This is a genomic window from Parafrankia colletiae, from assembly GCF_001854655.1.
GTDB classification, from domain to species: Bacteria; Actinomycetota; Actinomycetes; order Frankiales; family Frankiaceae; genus Parafrankia; species Parafrankia colletiae.
Window position 1 is genome coordinate 156,551 of record NZ_MBLM01000163.1, and the last position, 24,317, is coordinate 180,867.

Consider the following 24,317-nt stretch of genomic DNA (forward strand, 5'->3'; position numbering starts at 1 on the left):
CGAACCTCCGCCGGGACCACCGAACGACCACGTGGGACGTCCACGTCGACCCGGCCGGTCGACCTGGCCGTAGCGCCAACCCGACGATCCGAGCAGGAGGGCGTGGATGGCGGTTCGGCCGACGGCCCGGTGGCTCGCGCAGCAACGACGTGCCGACGATCTGGGCCCGCCTGTCGTGGATCATCCCGAGTGTCGATGTCAACTCTTGTGATGATCCCGGGTGTCGCTCACCATGGGTGCGTGCCCAGTCCGGGCCGTCGCAGCCCTCCGCTGTGCGGGTCCGGGCACGCGGCGCGGCCGGCCGGCGACAGCGCCGCCACCGGAACGGCCGGTGCGTTCCTGGGGACGGGCCCCGACGACGTTGACGACCCTGCGATCCATGGTGGGCACGATGGCGACTAGCACCAGGCCTGCGACGAGCCGGGCCGGGCGGCCGGGCTTCTCTCAGCACACTGAGTATCTCCGGGCACGCGAGCACCAGGCAATGGTGCGGCGGGACCGCATCTCCCGCGAGGTTCCCCGTGCCGCCATCCGCGCCGCTGTCGTCGGCCTGGGCCTCGGCCTGGTCATCGGCTTCGGGCTGGGGATGCCGGGCCTCGGGATCACCGTCTTCGTGGCCCTGCTCGTGATCTGGCCGGGCGGTGTGGCCGTGGGCGCCTTCGGGGCGTCGCCGGATGTCGAGACGCTGCGCGAGGCGGCCGAGGCCGAACGCAAGACGGCCCGGGCGATCGCCCGGCTGCGCCGACACGGGTACTCCATCATGCACGACCGGGCCGTCCCCTACTCGCAGGTCACGATCGGGCACCTGCTGGTCGGGCCCGGCGGGGTCATGATCCTCGGCAGCGACACCAACAAGGGCGTCGTCCGCTACAGCAAGGGCGGCGCCGTCGTGGACGGCGAATCCCTCAAGCCCGTGATCGACAAGGCCGCCTGGCTCGGCGGCGAGGTTCGCAACCAGGTTCGTGCCGCCCTGCCCGCGCTGACGATCCCGACCTTCCCGATCCTCGTCATGGTCGAGGCCAGCGTCCTGTGGAAGGACGGCGCGGTCGACGGGGTGACCGTCATCAACGTCAAGGACGTGGTCAACTACGTCCGGAACCGGCCGGGCCGCCTCAACCCCGGCCAGGTCCAGCAGGTCATCTCCGCCGCACAGCGGCTCTTTCCGCCGTTCTCCTCGAACCGCCTCGCCGAGCACGTCGTGGTCGACCGGGACCAGTGGCTCACGCTCATGGACGCCCTGCGCAGCATCCGGGAGAGCGGCGGCGACGCATCCGGCATGCTCGAGCGGTTGGCGCAGATCGAAGCCGATCTCGCCCGGCAGGCCGACCTCATCGACCGTGCCGGCCTGCCGACCTCCCGCTCCGCCGACATCGCCGGAGCCGCGCCTGCCGGGGCCGGCGCGGGTGTCGCCCACGACCTCGTCGACCTTGCCGACACAGCCGCGCCGGGTATCGGCGCGCCGGCCCAGGGAGCGCCTGGGAGCCGGCCGGCCGGCGGTCTTCGCGGCCGCATCCTGGCCTCGGTGCGCCCCGAGCGGGGCGGGAGCTCGATCGGGGCGACCGGCGGCCGGCCCTACCCCGAGAAGCGCCTGACCGGCGGCGACCAGCAGGCCCCCCGCCCCGAGGGCGACGGCAGCGGCCCCATGGAGCCAGGTTCCGGCCGGTAGCTTTCACCGGCCCCCCGGGATCATCCTGCGGTGCGCCGGGCGGGCACCGGCAGGACAGCGTCTTCTGGGCGTCGCCCCCGACGCGTGTCCGACTCCGCCGGGCGCCTGGACCTCTGGTGCCCGGCTCCGGCAACAGCGCGGCGAGTCCGCGAGTCCGCGAGTCCGCGAGTCCGCGAGTCCGCGAGGATGATCGCTTGCCGTTCCGGGTCGCCTACACCGAACCGGTTTCGGCGGCCGGCCACGCCCGCCCAGTTCCTTCAGGCGACATCCACATCACGTAAAGTGACAGATTGGGCGACTGGCGAAGGCAGCCTGCCAGACAGAGAACATTTGAGTGGACAAGACTCAGGTTCGACGGGCTATCCTGGGTTCGTTCATCCTGAGCGGACCATACTCAAGTCAATTCCGGGCGCTCGACTCCGGGTGCCCGGTCCGGGCGCCAGAGGCGTGCGGCCGAGCACGGCCATCGGGCACAGGGAGTCGAGCGCACCTCGGAGCCTCGGCACCGGGCCCGGTCGACGGGCTCATACCAACCAGGGAGCGTCCCGCCGGTCTCCACCAGGCGGGCCTGCATGATCGAGAGGCATACAGACATGGCACGAGCGGTCGGTATCGACCTCGGCACCACGAACTCCGTCGTGAGCGTGCTAGAGGGTGGAGAGCCCACGGTGATCGCCAACGCCGAGGGTTCCCGGACGACTCCGTCTGTCGTCGCCTTCGCGAAGAACGGCGAGGTGCTCGTCGGCGAGGTCGCCAAGCGGCAGGCCGTGACGAACGTGGAGCGGACCATCCGGTCGGTGAAGCGCCACATGGGCACCGACTGGAAGATGAAGGTGGACTCGAAGGAGTTCACCCCCCAGGAGATCAGCGCCCGCATCCTGCAGAAGCTCAAGCGGGACGCGGAGGCGTACCTGGGCGAGTCGGTGTCCGACGCGGTCATCACCGTCCCCGCCTACTTCGACGACGCCCAGCGCCAGGCGACGACCGAGGCCGGCACCATCGCCGGCCTGAACGTCCTGCGTATCGTCAACGAGCCGACCGCCGCCGCCCTGGCCTACGGACTGGACAAGGGCGAGAAGGAGCAGACCATCCTGGTCTTCGACCTCGGTGGCGGCACGTTCGACGTGTCCCTGCTGGAGATCGGCGACGGCGTGGTCGAGGTCAAGTCGACCTCCGGTGACACCAAGCTCGGCGGTGACGACTGGGACCAGCGGATCACCGACCACCTGATCAAGACCTTCAACGGCCAGCACGGCGTCGACCTCGGCAAGGACAAGATGGCGCTGCAGCGCCTGCGCGAGGCGGCGGAGAAGGCCAAGATCGAGCTGTCGCAGTCGTCCCAGACGTCGATCAACCTGCCGTACATCACCGCGTCCGCCGAGGGCCCGCTGCACCTGGACGTCTCGCTGACCCGCGCGGAGCTCCAGCGGATGACGCAGGACCTCATCGACCGCTGCAAGGGCCCGTTCCAGCAGGCGGTCAAGGACGCCGGCGTCAAGATCAGCGATGTCGACCACGTGGTGCTCGTCGGTGGCTCCACCCGGATGCCCGCAGTCGTGGATCTCGTCCGTGACCTGACCGGCGGCAAGGAGCCGAACAAGGGCGTCAACCCCGACGAGGTCGTCGCCGTCGGCGCGTCCCTGCAGGCCGGTGTCCTCAAGGGCGAGGTCAAGGACGTCCTGCTGCTCGACGTCACTCCGCTGTCCCTGGGCATCGAGACCAAGGGCGGCATCATGACCAAGCTGATCGAGCGGAACACGACGATCCCGACGAAGCGTTCGGAGATCTTCACCACCGCCGAGGACAGCCAGCCCTCCGTGCAGATCCAGGTCTTCCAGGGCGAGCGCGAGATGGCGGCCTACAACAAGAAGCTCGGCATGTTCGAGCTGACCGGTCTGCCGCCGGCTCCCCGCGGCATGCCGCAGATCGAGGTCACCTTCGACATCGACGCCAACGGCATCGTCCACGTCTCCGCCAAGGACCTGGGCACCGGCAAGGAGCAGTCGATGACGATCACCGGCGGCTCGGCGCTGCCGAAGGACGACATCAACCGCATGGTGCAGGATGCCGAGCAGTACGCCGAGGAGGACCGCACGCGTCGCGAGGAGGCCGAGACCCGCAACCGGGCCGAGTCGCTCGTGTACTCGACGGAGCGCTTCCTCGCCGAGAACGGTGACAAGATCGACGCCACCGTGAAGTCGGACGTCGAGGAGAAGCTGGGCACGCTGCGGGGCGCGGTCGGTGGCACCGACACCGCCGCCATCCGCGAGGCCGCGGACGAGCTCACCAAGGCCAGCCAGGCCATGGGCGAGTCGATGTACGCGCAGGCCGCGAGTGCCCCGGGCGCCCCGGGCGGTGCCCCTGGCGCGTCCTCGACCGATGACGATGTGGTGGACGCCGAGATCGTCGACGAGGAGGACAAGAAGTGACGTCCCCCCACGACGAGCACCGACTGGACGACAGTCGGGCCGGCGGGGACGCCGGCCCGGAGGAGCCCATCGTCAGGGACCGGAGGCGCATCGATCCGGAGACCGGGCAGGTCCGCGCCGGTGCCGAGCCGAGCCCGGCCGGATCGGGCTCCGGCCCGGCCGGGTCGGGCCCAGCCGGGTCGGAGCCGGCCGGTGGCGAGACCGACTCCGAGCTCGTCGCGTCGCTGCGGCGTCAGCTCGGTGAGCGGACCGCCGACCTGCAGCGGCTGAAGGCGGAGTTCGACAACTACCGGCGCCGGGCGGCCCGGGAACGGGACGCCGCGGGCGACCAGGCCGTCTCCAAACTGCTCACCGGACTGCTGGGCGTTCTGGACGACATCGGCCGCGCGCGGGACCACGGCGACCTCGAAGGGCCGTTCAAGGCGATCGCCGAGTCCCTCGAGGCGGCGCTGGAGTCGACCGGCCTGGAGCGGTTCGGCACGCCGGGCGAGCTGTTCGACCCGCACCTGCACCACGCGCTGCTGCACTCGTACCGGTCGGACGTCAGCGAGACGACCTGCGTGGAGATCTTCCGCTCGGGTTACCGGCGCGGCAACGCGGTGCTGCGGGCCGCGCAGGTCGCGGTCGCGGAGCCCACTGAGGACGGCGGCGACGGGCCGGACATCGGGCTCGATGGGACCACATCGGGCACTCTTGGTGATACCGGGCACGTCGGGGCACACCCGGACGAGGGTCAGCCGGCCGGCGGCGCGTCTCCCGGAAGGGAGAACACTCCCCTCCCGGACGACACCGGCAGCGTTCCAGGGCCGGACCGCGGGGGCCCGACCGTCAGCGCCGACTGAAGAGATGGCCAACTGAACCATGCCGATGGACCGCTCGCGTGCCGCCCGCCCGGTGTTCCGCACCGGCCGGGCCGGCCCGTCCCGATCTGACCGGCGGCCGGGTGGCTCTGTCCGCCCGGATGCTTCCGATACCCGCGTGCCGGGTTCGTTCATGACGGAAGGAGGGGCGCCGTGAGTGTTCGCGACATGGTTGAGAAGGACTACTACGCCGCTCTCGGCGTCCCCAAGGACGCGTCCGCGGCCGACATCAAGAAGGCGTACCGCCGGCTCGCGCGGGAGCTGCATCCTGACAAGAACCCCGGGGATCTCAAGGCGGAGGCACGGTTCAAGGAGGTCTCCGAGGCCTACGACGTGCTCTCCGACGAAACCCGGCGGCGCGAGTACGACGAGGCCCGCGCGCTGTTCGCCTCGGGCGCGTATCCGGGTGCCGGCGGCGGGCGCGGTGGCATGGGCGGCTTCGGCCAGCCGGGCGGCTACGGCCCGACGTCGGGTATCAACCTCGACGACCTGCTCAACGGCAGCGGCGGGGCCGGCTTCGGCGGGATCTTCGACAACCTCTTCCAGCGGTCGTCGCCCGGCCGCGCGCCCCGTCGCGGCACCGACATCGCGGCGGAGGTGACGATCCCGTTCGAGAAGTCGCTGACCGGGCTCGAGGCGACGGTGCGGCTGCCGGGCGCCGCCACCTGCACCACCTGCGGCGGCACCGCCGCGCGGCCCGGAACCTCGCCGCGGACCTGCCCGGTCTGCCGTGGACTCGGCGTGATCTCCCGATCCCAGGGCGGTTTCGCGTTGTCCGAGCCCTGCCGGGACTGCCTGGGCAAGGGCAGCCTCATCGACCATCCCTGCGCCGACTGCCACGGCACCGGCCGCCGGGAGCGCGAGCAGCGCATCCGCATCCCCGCGGGCGTCAGCGACGGGCAGCGGCTGCGGGTCCGCGGACGCGGCTCGCCCGGGGAGCGCGGCGGCGCCGCCGGTGACCTCGAGGTCACCGTGCACGTCCAGAGCCACCCCGTCTTCGGACGGGAAGGCCACAACCTGACCATCAGCCTGCCGGTGACCATCACGGAGGCGGCTCTCGGTGCCTCCGTGAAGGTGCCGACGATCGACGGCACCCCGCTGACGGTCAAGGTCCCGGCCGGCACCTCGAGCGGCCGCCGCCTGCGCGCCCGGGGGCGCGGTGTCCCGCGCCCCGGCGGGGAGAGCGGCGATCTCATCGTCACGCTCGAGGTCACGGTGCCCAAACCGTCGGAGCTCTCGCCGAAGGCGCGCACCGCGCTCCAGGAGTTCGCGCGGGCGCATCCCGAGGACCCCCGTGAAGCCCTGATAGCCCAGATGGAGGGACGGGCATGAACGCGCGCCCGAACCGTACGTCCGATCCGCCCCAGACTCCGGGCCGCGCCGGGAGTCGCTCCCGGCCGGGAACCGGCGGGCTGGCCGGCGGCCAGCCCACTCCAGCCGGCACACCAGCCTCCTCCCATCCCACGCACGAACCGGCGCCCGGCTACTACCAGCCCCCGGGCCCCGCGGCCGGACCCGCTCACGACGATGACGCGCCGGTCTACGTGATCTCCATCGCGGCGCAGCTCGCCGGCATGCACCCGCAGACACTGCGGTCCTATGACCGGCTCGGGCTGGTGACCCCCGGCCGCACCGCCGGCCGTGGACGCCGCTACTCGGCGCGTGACGTGGCACTGCTCCGCGAGGTCCAGCGCCTCTCCCAGGAGGAGGGCGTCAACCTGGAGGGCATCCGGCAGATCCTGCGCCTCGGTGCCCAGGTCGTCGCGCTGCAGGCCCAGGTCCGCCAGCTCGCCGAGGAGCTGGCCACCGCCCGCGCCGAGGCCGACCGTCGCGTCGCCGAGGCACATGCCAGCCACCGCCGTGATCTCGTCCCCATCGAGCGCGGCGCGGTCGTGGTCTGGCGGCCCGGTCACCGCCGCTGACGCCGGGTCCGGCCGGGCGCGGGCCCCGCACCTGTCCGCGCCCACCTCCCTCGCTCCCCTGCCCGACCCCGCCCGCCTCGCCCACTCGTTCACCTCGCCCGCCTCGCCCGCCTCGTCTACTCGCCCACCTCGCCCGCCGCCGGCGGGCCGCCCGGCGGACGCGAGCCCGAGAAGTCCGACAAGTTGAGCGGGAATGACTCAGGTATGCTGAGTGTCGTTACCGGAGGAGGCGGTGCCGTCCGGCGCCGTCCGACACAGAACCCATCATGCGGAGCCGACAGCTTCGGCACCGCCTGACACCGGATCGCTCCGAGACACTGGGATCGCCATGAACGCTGACCGTCTCACCGCCCGCTCGCAGGAGGCGCTGTCCTCCGCGATCAGCCGCGCCACCGGCGACGGATCTCCGCTCGTCGACCCTCTGCACCTGCTGGCCGCTCTGCTGGAAGCACACGACGGGGTCGGCGCGGCCCTGCTCGACGCGGTGGGCGCCGAGGCGCAGTCGGTGCGCTCACGCGCGGAGGCGGCGGTCGGCAGGCTTCCCCGTGCGGCCGGCGCGAACGTCGCCCCACCCCAGCTGTCCCGCCAGCTCGTCGCCGTCCTCAACAACGCCGAGCGGCAGGCGGGGCGGCTCGGCGACGAGTACATCTCGGTCGAGCACCTCGTCGTGGCCCTCGCCGAAGAGGGCGGCGAGGCGGCCCGCATCCTCGCCGAGGCAGGGGCGACCCCGGACGCGCTGCGCGGCGCGTTCGAGCGGGTCCGCGGTGGCGCCCGCCGGGTGACCAGCCGTGATCCCGAGGGGGCCTACCGGGCGCTGGAGAAGTACTCCGTCGATCTCACCGCCCGCGCCCGCGAGGGCAAGCTCGACCCGGTCATCGGGCGTGACACCGAGATCCGCCGGGTCGTGCAGGTGCTGTCCCGCCGCACGAAGAACAACCCGGTCCTCATCGGCGAGCCCGGTGTCGGCAAGACCGCCATCGTCGAGGGCCTCGCGCTGCGCGTCGCCGCCGGCGACGTGCCGGAGTCGCTGCGCGGCCGGCGGATCGTCTCGCTCGACCTCGGTTCCATGGTCGCCGGCTCGAAGCTGCGCGGAGAGTTCGAGGAGCGGCTGACCTCGGTGCTCACCGAGATCCGCGAGGCCGAGGGCCAGATCATCACGTTCATCGACGAGCTGCACACCGTGGTGGGCGCCGGCGCGGCCGAGGGCGCGATGGATGCGGGCAACATGCTCAAGCCGATGCTGGCCCGCGGCGAGCTCCGCATGATCGGCGCGACGACGCTCGACGAGTACCGCAGCCGGATCGAGAAGGACCCGGCGCTGGAGCGCCGCTTCCAGCCGGTCATGGTCGGCGAGCCGTCGGTGGAGGACACCATCGGCATCCTGCGCGGTCTCAAGGAGCGTTACGAGGTCCACCACGGGGTTCGGATCACCGACTCGGCGCTGGTCGCCGCGGCCACCCTCTCCGACCGGTACGTGACAGCCCGCTTCCTGCCCGACAAGGCGATCGACCTGGTCGACGAGGCCGCCTCCCGGCTGCGGATGGAGATCGACAGCCGGCCCGTCGCCGTCGATGAGCTGGAGCGCGCGGTCCGCCGGCTCGAGATCGAGGACATGGCGCTGTCCAAGGAGAACGACGACGCCTCCCGGCAGCGGCGCGAACGCCTGCAGCGGGAGCTGGCGGAGAAGCGCGAGGAGCTTGCCGCGCTGACAGCCCGCTGGCAGCGGGAGAAGAACTCCATCTCCGAGGTCCAGAAGATCAAGGAAGAGCTGGAGAACGCCCGGCGCGCGGCCGAGATGGCGGAGCGCGACCTCGACCTGGCCAAGGCCGGGGAGCTGCGTTACGGCACGATCCCGACGCTGGAGAAGCGCCTCGCCGAGGCCACCGGCGCGCTCGCCGGCTCCGACTCGCCCGGCGGCGCGATGCTCAGCGAGGAGGTCGGCCCCGACGACGTCGCGGAGGTCGTCGCGTCCTGGACGGGCATTCCCGCCGGCCGCATGCTCGAGGGGGAGACCGCCAAGCTCCTGCGGATGGAGGAGGAGCTGCACCGCCGGGTCATCGGTCAGGACGACGCCGTGCGCACCGTGTCGGACGCGGTCCGCCGCGCGCGGGCCGGCATCGCCGATCCGGACCGGCCGACCGGGTCGTTCCTGTTCCTCGGGCCGACCGGCGTCGGCAAGACCGAGCTGGCCAAGGCACTGGCCGACTTCCTGTTCGACGACGAGCGTGCGGTCGTGCGGATCGACATGAGCGAGTACGCGGAGAAGCACTCGGTCGCACGGTTGATCGGCGCTCCGCCCGGCTACATCGGCTTCGAGTCCGGCGGCCAGCTCACCGAGGCGATCCGGCGGCGCCCCTACAACGTGATCCTGCTCGACGAGGTCGAGAAGGCCCATCCGGATGTCTTCGACGTGCTGCTCGCCGTCCTCGATGACGGGCGGCTGACCGACGGCCAGGGCCGCACGGTGGACTTCCGCAACACGATCCTGATCCTCACGTCGAACCTCGGGTCGTCCTACATCGCCGACCCGACGCTCCCGCCGCAGGTCCGGCACGACTCGGTCATGGTCGCGGTGCGCGACGCCTTCAAGCCGGAGTTCCTGAACCGGCTGGACGACGTCCTCGTCTTCGAACAGCTCGGGCGGGAGGACCTGACCCGCATCGTCGACATCCAGATCGACCGGCTGCGCGGGCGTCTCGCGGATCGCCGCATCGCGCTCGAGGTGACCGACGCCGCGAAGGGCTGGCTGGCTGACGCGGGCTACGACCCGGTGTACGGAGCGCGGCCGCTGCGCCGGCTGGTCCAGACCTCGATCGGCGACCAGCTCGCCCGCAAGCTGCTCGCCGGGGAGATCCGGGACGGTGACGAGGTCGTCGTCGACGTTGACCAGCAGCGGTCCGGGCTGGCCGTGGCGGCCCCCGTCCGCGCGCAGGCCATCTGACCGCCCCGAACCGGTCATACAGTCGGCGCATGGTGCGGACGGGTCCGGTTCTGTCAGTCTCCGCCGAGGTCGAGGCCGCCCTGGCCGCCGGCGGGCCGGTGGTCGCGCTCGAGTCGACGCTGATCGCGCACGGCCTGCCGCGCCCCCGCAACCGCGGGTTCGCGGCGGAGTTGGAGGGGATGCTGCGCTCCCGCGGCGTCACCCCCGCCACTGTCGCCGTGATCGAGGGAGTTCCCACGGTCGGGCTGGACGAGGCCGGGCTCGCCCGCATCGCCGACGATCCCGCGGTGGCCAAGGCGTCCGTCCGCGACCTGCCCGCCGCCGTCGCGCTGGGCCGCACCTGCGCCACGACGGTCGCGGCCACCTCCGTCCTGGCAGCCCGCGCCGGCATCCGGGTGTTCGCGACCGGTGGCCTCGGCGGGGTGCACCGCGGCGCCGCCGAGACCTTCGACGAGTCCGCCGACCTGCCGACGCTGGCCACCACGCCGATGACCGTTGTCAGCGCGGGGGTCAAGTCCATCCTGGATGTCGACGCGACCCTCGAGCGCCTGGAGACGCTCGGGGTCACCCTGCTCGGCTGGCGGACCGCCGACTTCCCCGGTTTCTATCTCCCGACCACCGGCCGCCGGCTGGACTGGACGGTCCGGGATGCCCGGGAGGTGGCGGACGCCATGGCGACCCGGGACGGTCTCGGCCTGACGTCCGCGATCGTCGTCGCGAACCCGGTGCCGGCCGGGCAGGCCCTCGACCCGGCCGTGCACGACGAGGTGCTACGGACCGCGCTGCGCCGCGCCGACGAGCAGGGCCTGCGCGGCAAGGCCGTCACACCGTTTCTGCTGGCGACCTTCCACACCGAGACGGGTGGCGCGAGCCTCGAGGTCAACCTGGCCGTCGTACGCAACAACGCGGCGGTGGCGGCGGAGATCGCGACCGCGTGGGCGGCCCGCTGAGACGTCCGCACGCCGTCCGCCGTCATGCGCTGTCATCCGCCGGTCACTGGATCTGCAACTTGCCGGAGATCTGGTCCGCGATCCGCTGCAGGTGCTCCTGCGACGGCAGGTTGTCGACGTTGGAGTAGTTCACCGAGACCTCGACGCGCCCCTTGACGAAGAACAGGTTGTCCAGGACCAGGCCGACGGTCTCCCCGCCTGCCGTCACTCCCATGCTGATCCGCAGCAGGCCCTGGGCTCCGGCCGGTGGCGGGGGCGTCTCCGCGGCGACGATCTCGACCGTGGTGCCGCTGCTCGCGCTGGCGTCGAACTCGGCCTGCAGCGCCTGACCGAAGCACTCCCCGAACCGGGGGTTGGTCAGAATCTGCAGGTCAGCCGCGGCCTTCTCCGGAGAGACGATCTGGGCTGAGGAGGAGATCGAGATCAGGCTGTCGGCGTCGTTGGTGAAGTCGGGGCCGTCGGCGGAATCCTGGTCCTCGTCATCCAGCTGCTCGGCTGGCACTCCGAGGCAGCGGGCCACCTCGACCATGGAGATGTCGTCCGAGTTGGACTGCGGGTCCGCGGGGGACGCGGTGAACCCGGCGGTGATCGGGCCCTCGGTGAGCACGTAGTCCTCGGCGTTCAACGTGGCCTCGGTCGGCGACGGCGAGGGAGCGGGCGGGGACGCGGCCGAGGTCGGTGCACCCGCCCGGCCGCCGGCGGTCGAGGTGGCCCCGCCACTCTGGCAGGACGCTACGGCCAGGGTCGCCGCTGCGAGCACCAGCCCGCACCGCCCCGCGACCCGGCGCCCCCGTCGCGACGGCGCGCCGGTRCCGCCCCGGCCGGATTCCGCCGTGACCTGCCGGACCGCGTCCCGCTCGTCCACAGTTCCACCCCCAGATAATGGCGGCACGATTCTCCGCGCCGCATCGGAAAGCATTCGCCATGGCAGCGTTCCGCCACCATCGGATCCTCGTCCACAATGCCGGAAGAATGCGACGAGCACCCGCCCGATCCGATGTCTTTGTTGGGACAGCAACCGAGGGGCCGGAGCGCTCGGTACCGCCCTTGACAGGACTGATACCTTCCACCGCACTCGGCATGTCGGGCGCACGCCGCTATCGTCCCGATACGGATCGTCATGCCAGGTGTCTATTCGCTGCCCGCCGCGTGAGATCAGCCGGCGCGGCGCGCGCGTGACGCTCCGAGCTGGCAGCATCGGCGTAGAGCCGGCAGGTGGATGAGGGAGGGCGCAGCATGGACCAGCCGCGCCTCGGCGGTGCCGCGGAGCCAGCCGGTGCCGCGGAGCCAGCCGGTGCGGCGCCGCCCGCCGGATCAGGGCACGCCCCGGGCCCGGGGCACCCGGTACGGCGGTCGCGTTCAGYGCGCCTCGTGCCCTGCCTGATCGTCCTGTGCTGGTTGGCGGTCGGCGTGGCGGTCAGCCCGCTCGCCTTCCAGCTCACGGACGCCCAGACGAACGACGCCTCGGCCTTCCTACCGGAGGATGCCGAGTCGACCCGCCTGCTGGAGGCGCAGCGGACCCTGCCCGGCGGCGACGCCGTGCCCGCGGTGATCATCCTGGCGCGGGCGGACGGTCTCACTCCGGACGACCTGAAGGTCGCCGAGGCACTGCGGGCCGATCTCGGCGAGTTCGCGGCGAACACCATTCCGCCCGCGGTGCCCTCGGGTGACGGCAAGGCCGTGGTGCTCACGGTTCCGCTGCCGCAGTCGACGGACGCCGAACAGTTCACCGATGATATCGCTCGTATACGGAACATCAGCGACAACGCGGCCGCGACCGAACCGGGACTCGATTCCGCCGTCACGGGTCCGGCTGGCCTGGTGGCCGACACCTACGATGTTTTCGCGGAAATCGAGAACGCGCTGCTGATCACGACCGCATCCATTGTGGCCGTGATTCTGCTGCTGGTTTACCGCAGCCCTTTCCTCTGGATTGTGCCACTGCTCTCGGTCGGCATCGCGGACCAGGCCGCTGCCGGCCTGATCTACCTGCTCGCCCGGCACGCCGATCTCACGGTCAACGGCCAGAGCGCGGGCATGCTGCGGGTCCTCGTCTTCGGTGCCGGAACCGACTACGCGCTCCTGCTCATCGCCCGTTACCAGGAGGAGCTCACCAGGTACGCCGAGCCCGCCGCGGCCATGCGGGTCGCACTGCGCCGGGCCGGACCGGCGATCCTGGCCTCCGCCGGCACAGTGATCATCGGAATGCTGTGCCTGCTGCTCGGTGAGCTGAACTCGCACCGCGGGCTCGGCCCGGTCTGCGCGATCGGCATCGTCGTCGCGCTGGTAACGATGCTCACGCTGCTTCCGGCCGCGATGGTGATCGGCGGTCGGCGGCTGTTCTGGCCGTTCGTGCCGCGGCTGGGCCACTACGAGCAGGCGGAGGAGACCGGCAGCGGCACCTGGGCCCGCGCCGGCGCCGCCATCGCGCGCTACCCGCGGGTCATCTGGGTCACCACGACGGTCGCGCTGGGCGCGCTGGTGCTCGGCATGCTCGTCCTGCCCGGCGTCCTGCGCCAGGACGAGGCCTTCCGTGACCAGGTGGAATCGGTCGAGGGTCAGCATCTCGCCGAGCAGAGCTTCCCACCGGGCGTCACGGCTCCGACGTTCGTCGTCACGAACGCCACGCAGGCCGACGCGGTGGCCGCCACCGTGCGCGCCGTCCCGGGTGTGGCCGCGGCGGCGGAGAGCGGCCGGACGGCCGACCTGGTCCAGTTCCTGGTGATCCTGGAGGCACCGCCGGACAGCTCGGACTCCTTCCGTACGGTCGAAGCTCTCCGTGACGCGGTCCACGCGGTTCCCGGCGCCGGAGCGCTCGTCGGCGGTAACACCGCCGTGAACCTCGACGTTCGCGACGCCGCGGTACGCGACCGCGAGGTGATCATTCCCGTGGTGCTCGTCGTGGTGCTGCTGATTCTCGCGCTGCTACTGCGCGCGATCGTGGCGCCGCTACTCCTCATGGCCACCGTCGTGCTGTCGTTCTTCGCGGCGCTGGGCGCGAGCGCACTGATCTACCGCTTCGTCTTCGGCTTCCCCGGCGTCGATCCGGCGCTGCCGCTCGTCGGGTTCATCTTCCTGGTGGCGCTCGGCGTCGACTACAACATCTTCCTGATGACACGCGTCCGCGAGGAGGCGGGCCGGATCGGGCACGGCGCCGGTGTGCAGCGCGGGCTTGCGGTGACCGGCGGCGTGATCACCTCGGCCGGGGTGGTACTGGCCGCCACCTTCGCGGTGCTGCTCATCTTCCCCCTCGTCCAGCTCGCCGAGGTCGGGTTCCTGGTGGCCTTCGGGGTACTCCTGGACACCTTGGTCGTCCGCTCGATCCTGGTGCCGGCGCTCGCGCTGGACGTCGGACCGGCCGTGTGGTGGCCCAGCCATCCCACAGCCTCGGCGGACCGGGCGCTGGCGCTGCGGGCAGCCCAGGCGGCGCCGGCCAGGCCCGTCCCGCTCGATGACGCTGCCGCGGCAGCCGAACTCGACCAGCCCGGAATTGCGCCGTCCGGCGCCTTCGCCGACTTCGGCACCGACACCATCGAACACGCCTACGAGATGTCCCGCCTGCAGATGCTTGACGAGGAGCAGGCCAACGGCCCCGAGGCCGCGGAAACCGCGCGCACCACCGAACCACCCGATACCGCCGATACCGCCGATACGTCCGGCAGCCGAAAGCAGGACGCCTCCCCCGCCGGTTCGGCAGGGGACCCGCGCACAGATCCGTCGCGCTGATCGGCCGCGGCTGATCAGCCGCGATGCTCCGCGCACCGCCGAAACCTTCGGGGAATCCCGGCTTAAGCACTTATGGTTGCCAGATGGGCCCTGCGCCGCTCGACCTACCGGACACGGTGTCGATGCCGGACCTGTGGCGCGTCCCGCCGCAGGCCTGGCGGGGGCTGTCCCCGCAGCTGCGGCGGCTGCGGCGGCTGTTGCTCGCGGCCGGCGCGCTGCCCGCGGCCGCGCTTGCCGCGCTTGTCGGCAGCACCTTCCTGGGCCCACCCGGGCTGCTCGTCGCGTTCGCACCGCTCGGCGCCGCGGTCTGGGCCTGGCACGCGATCGGCCGGGCGTGGGATGCCTGGCGGTACGCCGAACGCGACGACGACCTGCTGGTTCAGCACGGCGTCCTGGTTCGCCGACTCGCCGTGGTCCCCTACGGCCGGATGCAGCTGGTCGACGTCACAGCCGGACCGTTGGCGCGGCGCTTCGGCGTCGCGCAGGTGCGCCTGCACACCGCCGCCGCCACCACCGACGTGGTCATTCCAGGCCTCGCACCGGACGAGGCGGCCCGGCTGCGGGACGCACTGGCCGAGCGCGGCCGTGACCGGGCGGTCGGGCTTTGACCTCGGCGGGCTCGGAGCCGGCTGACGAGTATCACCATCTCCATCCGCTGACGCCCCTGCTGCGGGGTTGGCTGCTGGTGGGGGCCGTCGCCGCCAGCGTGCTCAGGAACTTCGTCGAGGAGATCTCCGCCCGCGGCGTCCTGATCACTCTGCTTCTTCTGCTGCCCACCGCGTCCGCCTACGGCTACTGTGCCTGGCGGTTCACCCGTTACCGTGTCAACGCCGAGAGCATCCGGCTGGAGACCGGCCTGCTGTTCAAACGTTTCCGGGACGTCCGCCTCGACCGCATCCAGGCGGTCGAGATCGCGCAGCCGCTGCTGGCCCGGGCCGCCGGGCTCGCGGTCCTCCGCCTGGACCTCGGCGGCGCGCACGACGGGGACGAGGAGTCAGGCACCAGCCTCAGCTACCTCTCACTGGAGCGTGCACGGACCCTGCGGGCGGAGCTGCTCGCCCGCGCCGCGGGTGTCGCGCCCGACATCGGCGAGGCACCCGAGCGGCCGCTCACCGTGGTGCCGCCGGGCCGCCTCGCCGCCTCGATCGCACTGTCCCCCGCGCCGTGGCTGGCGCTCGCCGCAGCCTTCGTTCTCATCACCCCGGCCCTGCTCACCGGGACGTTCGCCGGCTTCGTCGCGGTGACACCGGCGCTGGTCGGAGTCTGGCGTACGTCGTTCCGCCGGTTCGCCAGCGGCTACCACTTCACCGTGTCGGAGTCGCCGGACGGCCTACGAGTCCGCGGCGGGCTGCTGAACCGCGCCCATCACACCGTCCCGCACGGCCGGGTACAGGCGATCCGCCTGCGTTCGTCCCCGCTGTGGCGGTGGCCCGGCTGGGTCGAGGTACAGATCAACGTCGCCGGGGAGGCGCGGAGCATGCTGCTGCCCGTAGCGCCGCGCGCGCAGGCTGTCGCGCTGATAGAGCGCCTGCTTCCGAAGGTCGATCTTGGCGCGGTGGCGATGCTGCCGCCACCCGGCCGGGCCCGGCTGCTGGCTCCGCTGCGCTGGCATCACATCCGCTGCGGCGCTGACGACCAGGTCTTCGTCACCCAGTCCGGCCGCCTGTGGCAACGGACCGAGATCGTCCCGCACCTCAAGGTGCAGAGCATCCAGGTCGTCCAGCAGCCGCTCCACCGCGTGTTGCGGCTCGCGGACGTCCACCTGGACTGCACAGGTGGGCCGGTACGGATCCGGGCGGGGCTGCGGGACGTCCAGGAGGCCTACCGGATCGCCGCCGGGCAGGCGGAGCGCTCCCGGCTCGGCCCCCACGCCACCCTGACCGCGCGGACCGACCGGTCGGACGATCCGCCGCCCGCCCAGACGGAGTACGACTCACCACTCGCCGCGGTCTGCGCCCCGGAGTACGGGCCGGCGGGCTAGTGCCGGTCACGGCACTGGCGCCGGTCACGGCACTGGCGCCGGTCACGGCACTGGCGCCGGTCACGGCGCCAGCCCCATCCGCAGGTCAGCCGAAGGTGGGGAACTCCGGGCCGAAGACGGCGCCCCAGAGGCTCACGGCCTCCTCGTGGTTCCCGGCGCGTTCGGCCGCCACCGCCCGCTCCGCGTAGATCCGCGCCTGCCGGACGCCCGCCCCCAGGTCCTGGAGGTCGTCCGGGCGCAGGTAGCTGGACAGGTCGCCGCGGATGTCCGACGGATCGCCGACGGCGAGACCCACCTCGTCCATGTAGCGGAACACCTCGGCGACGCCCTGGCGGGTGTTGAGCCCGCGGCCGGCGAGCACCTGCCCGGCGAGCGCCTCGATGTGGAAGGAGCGCAGGTGGCTTCCGCAGACCCGGTTCCACGCCTTCAGCAGCCGCACCGCGGAGATCACCCGGGGACCGAGGTCCATGGTCCAGCTGGCGTGCCGCTCGGGCCTGGTGGGCAGCCAGCCCCCGATCCGGTCCGGGATGACGTAGCCGGCGCGCGGATGGTCGAAGGCGGGCACGAGGTGGACGTCCGGAGCGGCGTCGTACACGATGCGCAGAGCCTGACCGCGGGTGCCGATCGTCTGCACCCGGTCACCGCCGATGGCGTTGCGGACGCAGACGAGCAGGTCCCGGGAATCCCACCGGAAGCGCTTCCACGCGCTGTTCGCGGCGCTGAAGACCACGAAGATGTCCACCTCGTCGAGCGGGCGGATCATCGTGTCGCGCCCGGCCGAGCCGATGGTGGCGACGCCGACCAGCGGCAGCGCGCAGCGCGGCGGGAAGATCGACCGCAGCGCCCGCTCGGCCTCGGCCCGCCGGCCGTCGATCACCGCGCGGTCGTCCTCGCTGAGCCGGACCAGATCGTCCAGCTTGGCGAAGGCGCGCGCCGTGGTGCCGACGAGCAGCGGGCCGGTCACCGGACCGGTCACCGGATTGATCGGCGACGCACCGGTGACGGCCGGGCCCGGCGGCGGCGCGGCCGCCTGCTCGTCGACGGGGAAGAGGGTGTTGGGCTTCCCGGGCGCCGAGCCGGCCGGCCGCCGCCAGTGCGGCGGAATGATCAGATGGTCGTAGGTGACCTCGCTCGACAGAGTTCCAGCGGGAACTCCTTGACGGGCATCCACGCTCATCGTGCCGACCTCCCAGGGACGCGGGTGACGCAATCGTGCGGGTACCCCTGCCAGACCACGACGTGCCCCCCACGACGTCGTTGATGCCGTTGGCCGGAGTCGGCGGGCCGACTACCGGTTGCGACATCGACTCCTATGGTGCCCCAGGACGTCACGTTCTGAACAGGGGGCTGTTGTATCGGCGTGTCCGGCCGGGCCCTGGCGTCCACAAAACCACAGAGAAACCCTGTCGGATTCCCGACACCCCGAGCCCAGGAGGGTTCTCAGGGATACCACCCCTGGGGGGTGAGACGGAAGCGTTGACCAGCTCTTATGGCACGTTTGGGGGATACGGGCGCCCACCCGCCCGCACCGACCCGCCGCGCCAGCCCTGGCAACCCACCCGGCAAGGGGCCCGCGACCGAGGAGGCCGGTCCGCCCGCGCCATCGCCAAAGCTTACGTTGCGTTACGGATCACCGGGAGAACAACCCTGCCACGACAGGGCCACCCCGAACGGTCAGGCGGGCGGACGGATCCACAGCCGACGGCGTTCGGTGAGCAGGACGCCGGTCGGTACGAAGGCGGTCGACTGCGCGAGCCGCTTTCCCACCACATCCCCAACTCGGACCCGTGTGCCGACGATCGCCCCACGCGATTCCAGCCAGCCCGCCAGGGCACGAACGGCCTCGCTGGCATAGCCGTCACGCCGATAGGTGTGGCTCACCCGCACCCCGATCGCGGCCCGGGCGCCGTGGGCGTCCGCCGCCAACAGCCCCAGAGCCGCGCCGTCCGTGTTGCGCAGCACCCAGGTCAGGATGCCCCGGCCCGCGCCCACCCGGCGACGCAGCTCTCTGCGCACGCCGGTGGGATCGATGGCGGCGGAGTCCGACGGCCCGGCCGCGGCGGAGTCGAGCGCGCCGCCGAACAGCTCGCCCGCGGCCATCCGGACCGGCTGGCCGCGACCGGCCGCGACCATGGCCTGCGCCAGCTCCTCGGCGACGAAACCGGAGTTCCAGACAGTCAGGGGAAGTGCGCGCATCCGCGCCGTCGTGAGGGTGGGACCCTCACCCACGACGCGTGGGTTCCGTGACGCCGAGCAGCCCACGGTCGCGCAGCCAGGCGCCAGTGCGGCGCATGCCCTCGTCGAGATCCACCCGGGCCTGCCATCCGACGAGCTCGGTGATCCGCCGGCCGGAGACGGCACTGGCCCTGGTCAGATCCTGGATCGTCAGCGGGCCGAGATCCACCCGGATCCGCGGGTCCACATGGGAGGCCAACGCCGCGCCGAGGCCCCGCAGCACACCGGGGCGGCGGGCTGGAGACGCGGGCCGGCGGCTCGGCAGGCGGTCCACCGCATCGACGACCTCGCACAGCCGGGCGGGGACGGATCTCGGCGGCCTGACCTCGGCCAGCGCGGCGTAGCGGCCGAAGAACTCGGCGGCTGTCGAGGAGCCCGGGCCCGTCACATGCAGCACCTGGCCGGCCACGACGTCGGTGGGCGCGGCGGCGACAGCGGTCACCGCTGCCACCACGTCATCGACGTGGACGGGACTGAGCTGGCCGCGCCCGCCGTCGACGAGGACGAAGCGGCCGGCGCGCATGAGCAGCACAGGCCACAGCGTCCAACGCCCGGCGCGCGGGCCATAGGCGTCCGCGATCCGCAGCACTGTGACCGGCGCGCCGTGGGCCGCCGCCGCGCTGGCGGTCTGTTCTGCGGCCGCGATCGCGTCGGCGCGGGGCTCGCCGGTCAGGCCGATCGGCGCGGACTCGTCCGCCAGCGGCGGTGCGTCGTCGCCGAGCGCGCTCACGCAGGACAGGTGGATGACCCGCCGGACACCGGCGCGCTGCGCGGCGTCCAGCACCGTCGCGGTACCGCCGAGCAGCACCCTGCGCATCTGGGCGGCGGTGACCCTGCTCGGCGGTGTCGGACGCCCCGCCCGGACCGGGGTCAGTTCGCCCACGCCGCCCATACCGACCGCTGCGGTGTGGATGAGCAGGTCAGCGCCGTCGAGGGCCTTCTCCCAGTCGCCGGAGGTGGTGACATCGGCCAGGGTGATTCCGGGGCCGCGCCGGACGTCGAGTGCGACGACCTCGTCGCCGCGCCGGCGGAGCTCATGCGCCACAGCGCCGCCGAGGAATCCGGCCGCGCCGGTGACCACCGACCGAGCCAATAGCCCTCCCACCCGCTGCCCGACCACCCGGCTGGTCCGCGCTCCGCGCGCGCCGGTGGCCGGGACCCGACACACCAGTCCGTTCCGGACCAGACAATACGTGATCTACTGGTACCCACCCGGCCGGAGCGGGAGTACCAGGCAGCGGCCGTGGTCCGGTGCCGCGGCGCCGGAGCGGCTACGGCGTGCCGAAGTCCTGTACCCAGTAGGTGCCGTAGTCGCCACCGCTCGCCCGCCCTACCCCCACCTGAGTGAGCTCGCAGTTCAGGATGTTAGCGCGGTGCCCCGGGCTGGCCATCCAGTCCGCCACCACGGATGCCGGGGCCCGCTGCCCGGCCGCGAGATTCTCGGCGGCTACCGAGAAGGAGTACCCGGCCGCGGCGATCCGGTCAAACGGCGACCGACCGTTCCGTGCCGTGTGATCGAAGTAGTTGCCGGCAGCCATGTCCTCGCTGTGGGCCTGTGCGGCTGCACTCAGCCGGACGTCGATCGCCAGCGGCGGGCAGCCGGCCGCGGCGCGCTGGGCGTTGGTCCGCTCGACCAGCTCCGCGATGAGCGCCGTGTGCTCCTGCCCGGTCCCGCCGGCAGACTCGACAGGACGTTCGGCGGACGGCGCGGACGGCGCGGACGGCGCGGGAGCCACCGGAGCCGGCTCGGCCGGGGCGGTTTCCGGACGCGACGTGACTGCGCCGGTATCGGTCTCCGCCGCGCTGGCGCCGTTCACCGGTGCCGGTGCCGCTTCCGGAACCGGGGCTGGCGCCGGTCGCGGGTCCACCGGCGGCGCGCTGGTCGGCCCTGGACGATCCTGGTCTGGACCGTCTGCCTCGGGACCGTCTACCTCGGGACCGCCCGGATCGGGACCACCTGGATCTGGATCCGCGCCAGGTGATGCGGCGCCGTCCGGATCCGAGTGCGGAGCGCTGGGGCCGGAACCGCCCGGCTCCGCATCGGAGCCGCCCGGTTCGGGCGGTACTGCTGCAGGTCGGGCCGCGTCGGCGGGGGCTGCCTCGGAGGGGACAGTCAGCCCAGGTGCGGCTTCGGGTCGGATCGGCCCGGTACCGACCGCTCCGGAGGGCGCCGGCGCCGGGGCCGGGGCCGGGCGGCCGCCGAGCTCGGCGGGTTCCGCGGAACCACGCGCCCGCGGCGGTGTGGTTGTTGACGGCGGCGGGCCGGCCGCGGCATGCGCGTCAGCTCCGGGTGGGTTGGCGATCGGTACCCGCACGGCCCGCGGCGCGTCGGGGACGGCGGGGGCGGCCCGCCGGTTCCTGGAAGCCGGTGTGGGGCTCAGGTTCCCGCCGGCGGCGGAACCGCCCGGCCGTGGGCCGGCCTCCGGTGGGAACGGCCCGCCCGTTCCCACGAGGACCGGCGGGGACTCCAGAAAGGCCACGCTTCGAGCGGGGCCACCGACGCCGGCCGCGGCCACCAGCCCCAGCAGCGCCACCGTCATGACCGCGCATCCGCCGGCAGCGCGGCGCTGCCGGGCACGGCTGGACCAGCGGACCGCACGGAACGGCCGTAACCGTCGCGAAGGTCGGGACGAGCCGGGCGCCCGGGGACGCTCAGGAGATGCTGACCGCATTCCGCCTTCTGTGTGATCGGCAGCCTGGCCGCTCGCCCGCCTGGTGGGCTCGGCGATCAGTAACCGTACGGATCGCCGCCGCCAGGACGAGCGACACCCACCCAGCAGAAAAGCCACCCGGACCCACCATGTCAACCGGCACTCGTTCCGCCTGTGCCCTCGGCGCCCCGCAGCCGCGCCACCCGGCGCCGGAGCAGTTCGCCGGCCACGCCGGCCAGGACGGAGACCACGATGACCACGATTCCGATCCACAACGCCGCGTCGCGCAGGCCCGGCACGGAAGACGCCGCGTAGCCGAGCAGGACGAGGCCGGTGCCCCACACCAGCGCCCCGGTGACCACGGCCACCCCGAAGCGGTGCCGGGGCATCGACACAGCGCCTGCCAGCACCGGGGCGAAGGTCCGGGCCCAGGGGACGAAGCGCGCGGCGACGAGGGTGGCGGCACCGAAGCGGCGGTAGAAGTTCTCGGTCCGGGCCAGCGCGGTGGTGTGCCGGCGCTCCAGGTAGGGCCGACCGAGCCGATGGCCTGTGATGTATCCCACAATGGCGCCGAGGGTGGCGGCCACCGGTACACCGATCGCGATCACGACGATCGACACGTTCGCGGCCGGGTCGGCCGCCAGCAGACCTGCTGCGAACAGCACGGTGTCACCGGGAAGCCAGAAGCCGACCAGGACCCCGCTCTCGACGAATATCACCGCGAAGAGGATTGCGTACAGGGTCATCCCAGACAGGCTCTCGATGTCCACAGACCCCAGTCTGCCGGCCGGCGGCGACCCCGAGCCGACATCCGAGCAGCATCCGGCGATGTCGCGTGGAACCACACCCGTCCGAGCCGGGTGACGACATACCCTTCGGCCAACACCTGCCGTCGGCACGCGTCGGGCGCGACCGGTCTCCGGGTATCCGGGGCCCGGTGGCGGGTTCGGCGGCGCGTCCGGTGTCACGGCCCACGGTGGCTTCGCGTCACCTGGCGGCCGGGCGCCCCTACACCTTTCGAGGAGCTCCACCGATGCCCATCGCCAGCCCAGACGTCTACGCCGAGATGCTCAGCCGGGCGAAGTCGAACGCCTATGCCTACCCCGCCATCAACGTGACATCCTCACAGACCCTCAATGCCGCGCTGCGGGGCTTCGCCGAAGCCGGCAGTGACGGAATCGTCCAGGTATCGACCGGCGGCGCCGAATTCCTCTCGGGAACCACCATCAAAAACATGGTGCTCGGGRCCGAGGCTCTCGCCGAGTACGCGCATCATGTCGCCAAGGCGTACCCCGTGAACATCGCTCTGCACACGGATCACTGCCCTGCGGACAAGCTGGACACTTATATCCGCCCACTCATCGCCATCTCTCGGGAACGCGTGTCGCAGGGACGCGACCCGCTGTTTCAGTCCCACATGTGGGACGGCTCCGCGGTGGAGCTGGAGGAAAATCTCAAAATTGCGGACGAGCTGCTCGCCGACTGTCGCGCCGCGCGTATCGTCCTCGAGGTCGAAATCGGTGTCGTGGGTGGCGAGGAGGACGGCGTCGTCGGCGCGATCGACGAGAAGCTCTACACCACCCCCGGTGACATGTTCCGCACCGCGGAGGTGCTCGGCACCGGGGAGAAGGGAAGCTACATGCTGGCCGCGACGTTCGGCAACGTCCACGGCGTGTACAAGCCCGGAAACGTCAAGCTCCGCCCCTCGATCCTCCGGGAGGGCCAGGAACACGTTGCGGGGAAGCTCGGACTCGCGGCCGACGCCAAGCCGTTCAACCTCGTCTTCCACGGCGGAAGCGGATCAGATCTCTCGGAGATCCGCGAGACGCTCGACTACGGCGTCATCAAGATGAACGTGGACACAGACACCCAGTACGCCTTCACCCGGCCCATTGCGGACCACATGTTCCGTAACTACGACGGCGTCCTGAAGGTGGACGGCGAGGTCGGGGTCAAGAAGGCCTACGACCCGCGCACCTACGGGAAGGCCGCCGAGGCCGCGATGGCCGCCCGCGTGGCCCAGGCCTGTGAGGACCTCCGCTCGACCGGCCGCTCGATCGGGGTCTGACCCGCAGACCGGACGAGGGTCCGCTTTCGTTCTCCCGGGGGCGCTCGTGTCCCCCGGGAGTATCCCTCCCGCGGTGGCGCATCTCTGGCGCACTGCACGACGCCCCACCTCTCCACCTCTCCACCTCTTCCTCTTCACCTCTTCACTGCGCATCGGCGCTCCCGGTGATGTGGGCAGCCGGGCGGTCCGCCGCCCGGGCCGGTCACCCGAGCAGTGTGACGACACATCCGCACGGCTGATGCCGTGCGCCGATGACCATCCTCACCGCCCGGTCCGCCGGGGTGGAGGAGCGGACAGGCGGTCCGCCGGCGGCATCCCAGGAAAGATCGTGCGCCGCTCCGGCGCACCACTCCCCCGCATAACCGCCCGGGGCACCATCAAGGGCACAGTGGCCCGCCCGTCCGTGCGCCTGATGCCGGCGGAGCGTCGTCCGGCCGGACCGGCCTCAAGTAGGCCGGACCAGCACTGAGACAGCGGCCGCGGTCGGTAGGCCGGGTGCCTGCGCCCCCCCCCCCCCGCGAACGGGCCGTGGCCGCGCTGTGTCCTCTTCTCCAGAAGTAGCCCCGCCGTGTCCGAGCTCCCGTGCGGTCGTACCGCAGGTCCCATCCGTCCCATTACGACCCTCCGAGATCAAAGAGACACAGAGAGGCACCAACCGGGTTGAGGGCGTGTGGTTTCACAGGACCACACAGAGGCCCAACAAGATCCATAAGGCCGGAGTGGGAGTGTCACTCGGCGCGCCCCGTGGACACCCAGCACTCCGGACATCGCGACGGAAGATACACTTGAGTTAACACATAGTTACAGTTGCGTATCTCACACCACGCGACACGCGAGGCACCATCAGCACGAAGATATGGATTCTTWGACTCGCTGCTGACAGCGCGA

At 72.0% G+C, this 24,317-nt stretch carries 17 protein-coding genes; 11 read left to right on the forward strand and 6 right to left on the reverse strand.

Annotated elements, in window-relative coordinates; genetic code table 11:
• Positions 1 to 484 precede the first annotated feature (484 nt).
• The 7 genes from CC117_RS30585 (at position 485) to CC117_RS30615 (ending at position 10,768) form a co-directional block, all read left to right on the forward strand.
• Complete coding sequence (locus CC117_RS30585; protein WP_071090780.1) at positions 485 to 1,666, forward strand: nuclease-related domain-containing protein; 1,182 nt, start codon at positions 485 to 487, stop codon at positions 1,664 to 1,666.
• Between the two features lie 593 nt (positions 1,667 to 2,259).
• The gene (dnaK, locus tag CC117_RS30590; protein ID WP_071090783.1) at positions 2,260 to 4,095 is read left to right on the forward strand and encodes a molecular chaperone DnaK; all 1,836 of its coding nucleotides are present in this window, start codon (positions 2,260 to 2,262) and stop codon (positions 4,093 to 4,095) included.
• Positions 4,092 to 4,937, forward strand: coding sequence for a nucleotide exchange factor GrpE (grpE, locus tag CC117_RS30595; protein WP_071090786.1), 846 nt, complete (start codon positions 4,092 to 4,094; stop codon positions 4,935 to 4,937). Before dnaK ends, grpE begins: the two co-directional genes overlap by 4 nt.
• Before the next feature lie 171 nt (positions 4,938 to 5,108).
• Positions 5,109 to 6,287, forward strand: coding sequence for a molecular chaperone DnaJ (dnaJ, locus tag CC117_RS30600; RefSeq protein ID WP_071090789.1), 1,179 nt, complete (start codon positions 5,109 to 5,111; stop codon positions 6,285 to 6,287).
• Positions 6,284 to 6,877, forward strand: coding sequence for a heat shock protein transcriptional repressor HspR (locus CC117_RS39550; protein ID WP_071090792.1), 594 nt, complete (start codon positions 6,284 to 6,286; stop codon positions 6,875 to 6,877). Before dnaJ ends, CC117_RS39550 begins: the two co-directional genes overlap by 4 nt.
• Positions 6,878 to 7,205: 328 nt before the next feature.
• Positions 7,206 to 9,818 (forward strand): ATP-dependent chaperone ClpB, encoded by a 2,613-nt coding sequence (gene clpB, locus CC117_RS30610; protein WP_071090796.1) that lies wholly within the window; start codon positions 7,206 to 7,208, stop codon positions 9,816 to 9,818.
• A gap of 29 nt (positions 9,819 to 9,847) precedes the next feature.
• A complete protein-coding gene (locus CC117_RS30615; protein ID WP_071090799.1) occupies positions 9,848 to 10,768 on the forward strand; it encodes a pseudouridine-5'-phosphate glycosidase in 921 nt (306 codons plus the stop codon).
• A 43-nt stretch (positions 10,769 to 10,811) separates the two neighbouring features.
• On the opposite strand, the gene CC117_RS30620 is transcribed toward CC117_RS30615, so the two are convergent.
• Positions 10,812 to 11,633 carry a hypothetical protein gene (locus CC117_RS30620; RefSeq protein WP_071090802.1) on the reverse strand — a complete coding sequence of 274 codons (822 nt, stop codon included), beginning with the start codon at positions 11,631 to 11,633 and terminating at the stop codon, positions 10,812 to 10,814.
• 371 nt (positions 11,634 to 12,004) lie between these two features.
• Between CC117_RS30620 and CC117_RS30625 the strand changes: the two genes are divergently transcribed.
• The 3 genes from CC117_RS30625 (at position 12,005) to CC117_RS30635 (ending at position 16,475) form a co-directional block, all read left to right on the forward strand.
• Positions 12,005 to 14,494 carry an MMPL family transporter gene (locus tag CC117_RS30625; protein WP_071090804.1) on the forward strand — a complete coding sequence of 830 codons (2,490 nt, stop codon included), beginning with the start codon at positions 12,005 to 12,007 and terminating at the stop codon, positions 14,492 to 14,494.
• A gap of 83 nt (positions 14,495 to 14,577) precedes the next feature.
• The gene (locus CC117_RS30630; protein ID WP_241830569.1) at positions 14,578 to 15,102 is read left to right on the forward strand and encodes a PH domain-containing protein; all 525 of its coding nucleotides are present in this window, start codon (positions 14,578 to 14,580) and stop codon (positions 15,100 to 15,102) included.
• On the forward strand, positions 15,099 to 16,475 hold the full coding sequence (locus CC117_RS30635; RefSeq protein WP_071090806.1) for a PH domain-containing protein: 1,377 nt from the start codon (positions 15,099 to 15,101) through the stop codon (positions 16,473 to 16,475). The genes CC117_RS30630 and CC117_RS30635 overlap by 4 nt, the downstream gene beginning before the upstream one ends.
• Positions 16,476 to 16,560: 85 nt before the next feature.
• Here the strand turns inward: CC117_RS30635 and CC117_RS30640 are convergent, their stop codons facing one another.
• The 5 genes from CC117_RS30640 to CC117_RS30660 all read right to left on the reverse strand — a co-directional run bounded on the left by CC117_RS30640 (position 16,561) and on the right by CC117_RS30660 (position 22,107).
• Positions 16,561 to 17,652, reverse strand: coding sequence for a nucleotidyltransferase domain-containing protein (locus CC117_RS30640; protein ID WP_071090807.1), 1,092 nt, complete (start codon positions 17,650 to 17,652; stop codon positions 16,561 to 16,563).
• A 497-nt stretch (positions 17,653 to 18,149) separates the two neighbouring features.
• Positions 18,150 to 18,704: a GNAT family N-acetyltransferase gene (locus tag CC117_RS30645; protein ID WP_071090809.1), complete on the reverse strand. Its 555-nt coding sequence runs from the start codon at positions 18,702 to 18,704 to the stop codon at positions 18,150 to 18,152.
• Positions 18,697 to 19,803: an NAD-dependent epimerase/dehydratase family protein gene (locus CC117_RS30650; protein ID WP_071090812.1), complete on the reverse strand. Its 1,107-nt coding sequence runs from the start codon at positions 19,801 to 19,803 to the stop codon at positions 18,697 to 18,699. Before CC117_RS30650 ends, CC117_RS30645 begins: the two co-directional genes overlap by 8 nt.
• A 178-nt stretch (positions 19,804 to 19,981) precedes the next feature.
• The gene (locus tag CC117_RS39555) at positions 19,982 to 20,446 is read right to left on the reverse strand and encodes a CAP domain-containing protein (protein ID WP_241830570.1); all 465 of its coding nucleotides are present in this window, start codon (positions 20,444 to 20,446) and stop codon (positions 19,982 to 19,984) included.
• Between the two features lie 1,067 nt (positions 20,447 to 21,513).
• Complete coding sequence (locus tag CC117_RS30660; RefSeq protein WP_241830571.1) at positions 21,514 to 22,107, reverse strand: DedA family protein; 594 nt, start codon at positions 22,105 to 22,107, stop codon at positions 21,514 to 21,516.
• Positions 22,108 to 22,394: 287 nt separating this feature from the next.
• Between CC117_RS30660 and fbaA the strand changes: the two genes are divergently transcribed.
• Positions 22,395 to 23,429: a class II fructose-bisphosphate aldolase gene (fbaA, locus tag CC117_RS30665; RefSeq protein ID WP_071090822.1), complete on the forward strand. Its 1,035-nt coding sequence runs from the start codon at positions 22,395 to 22,397 to the stop codon at positions 23,427 to 23,429.
• Positions 23,430 to 24,317: the final 888 nt, after the last annotated feature.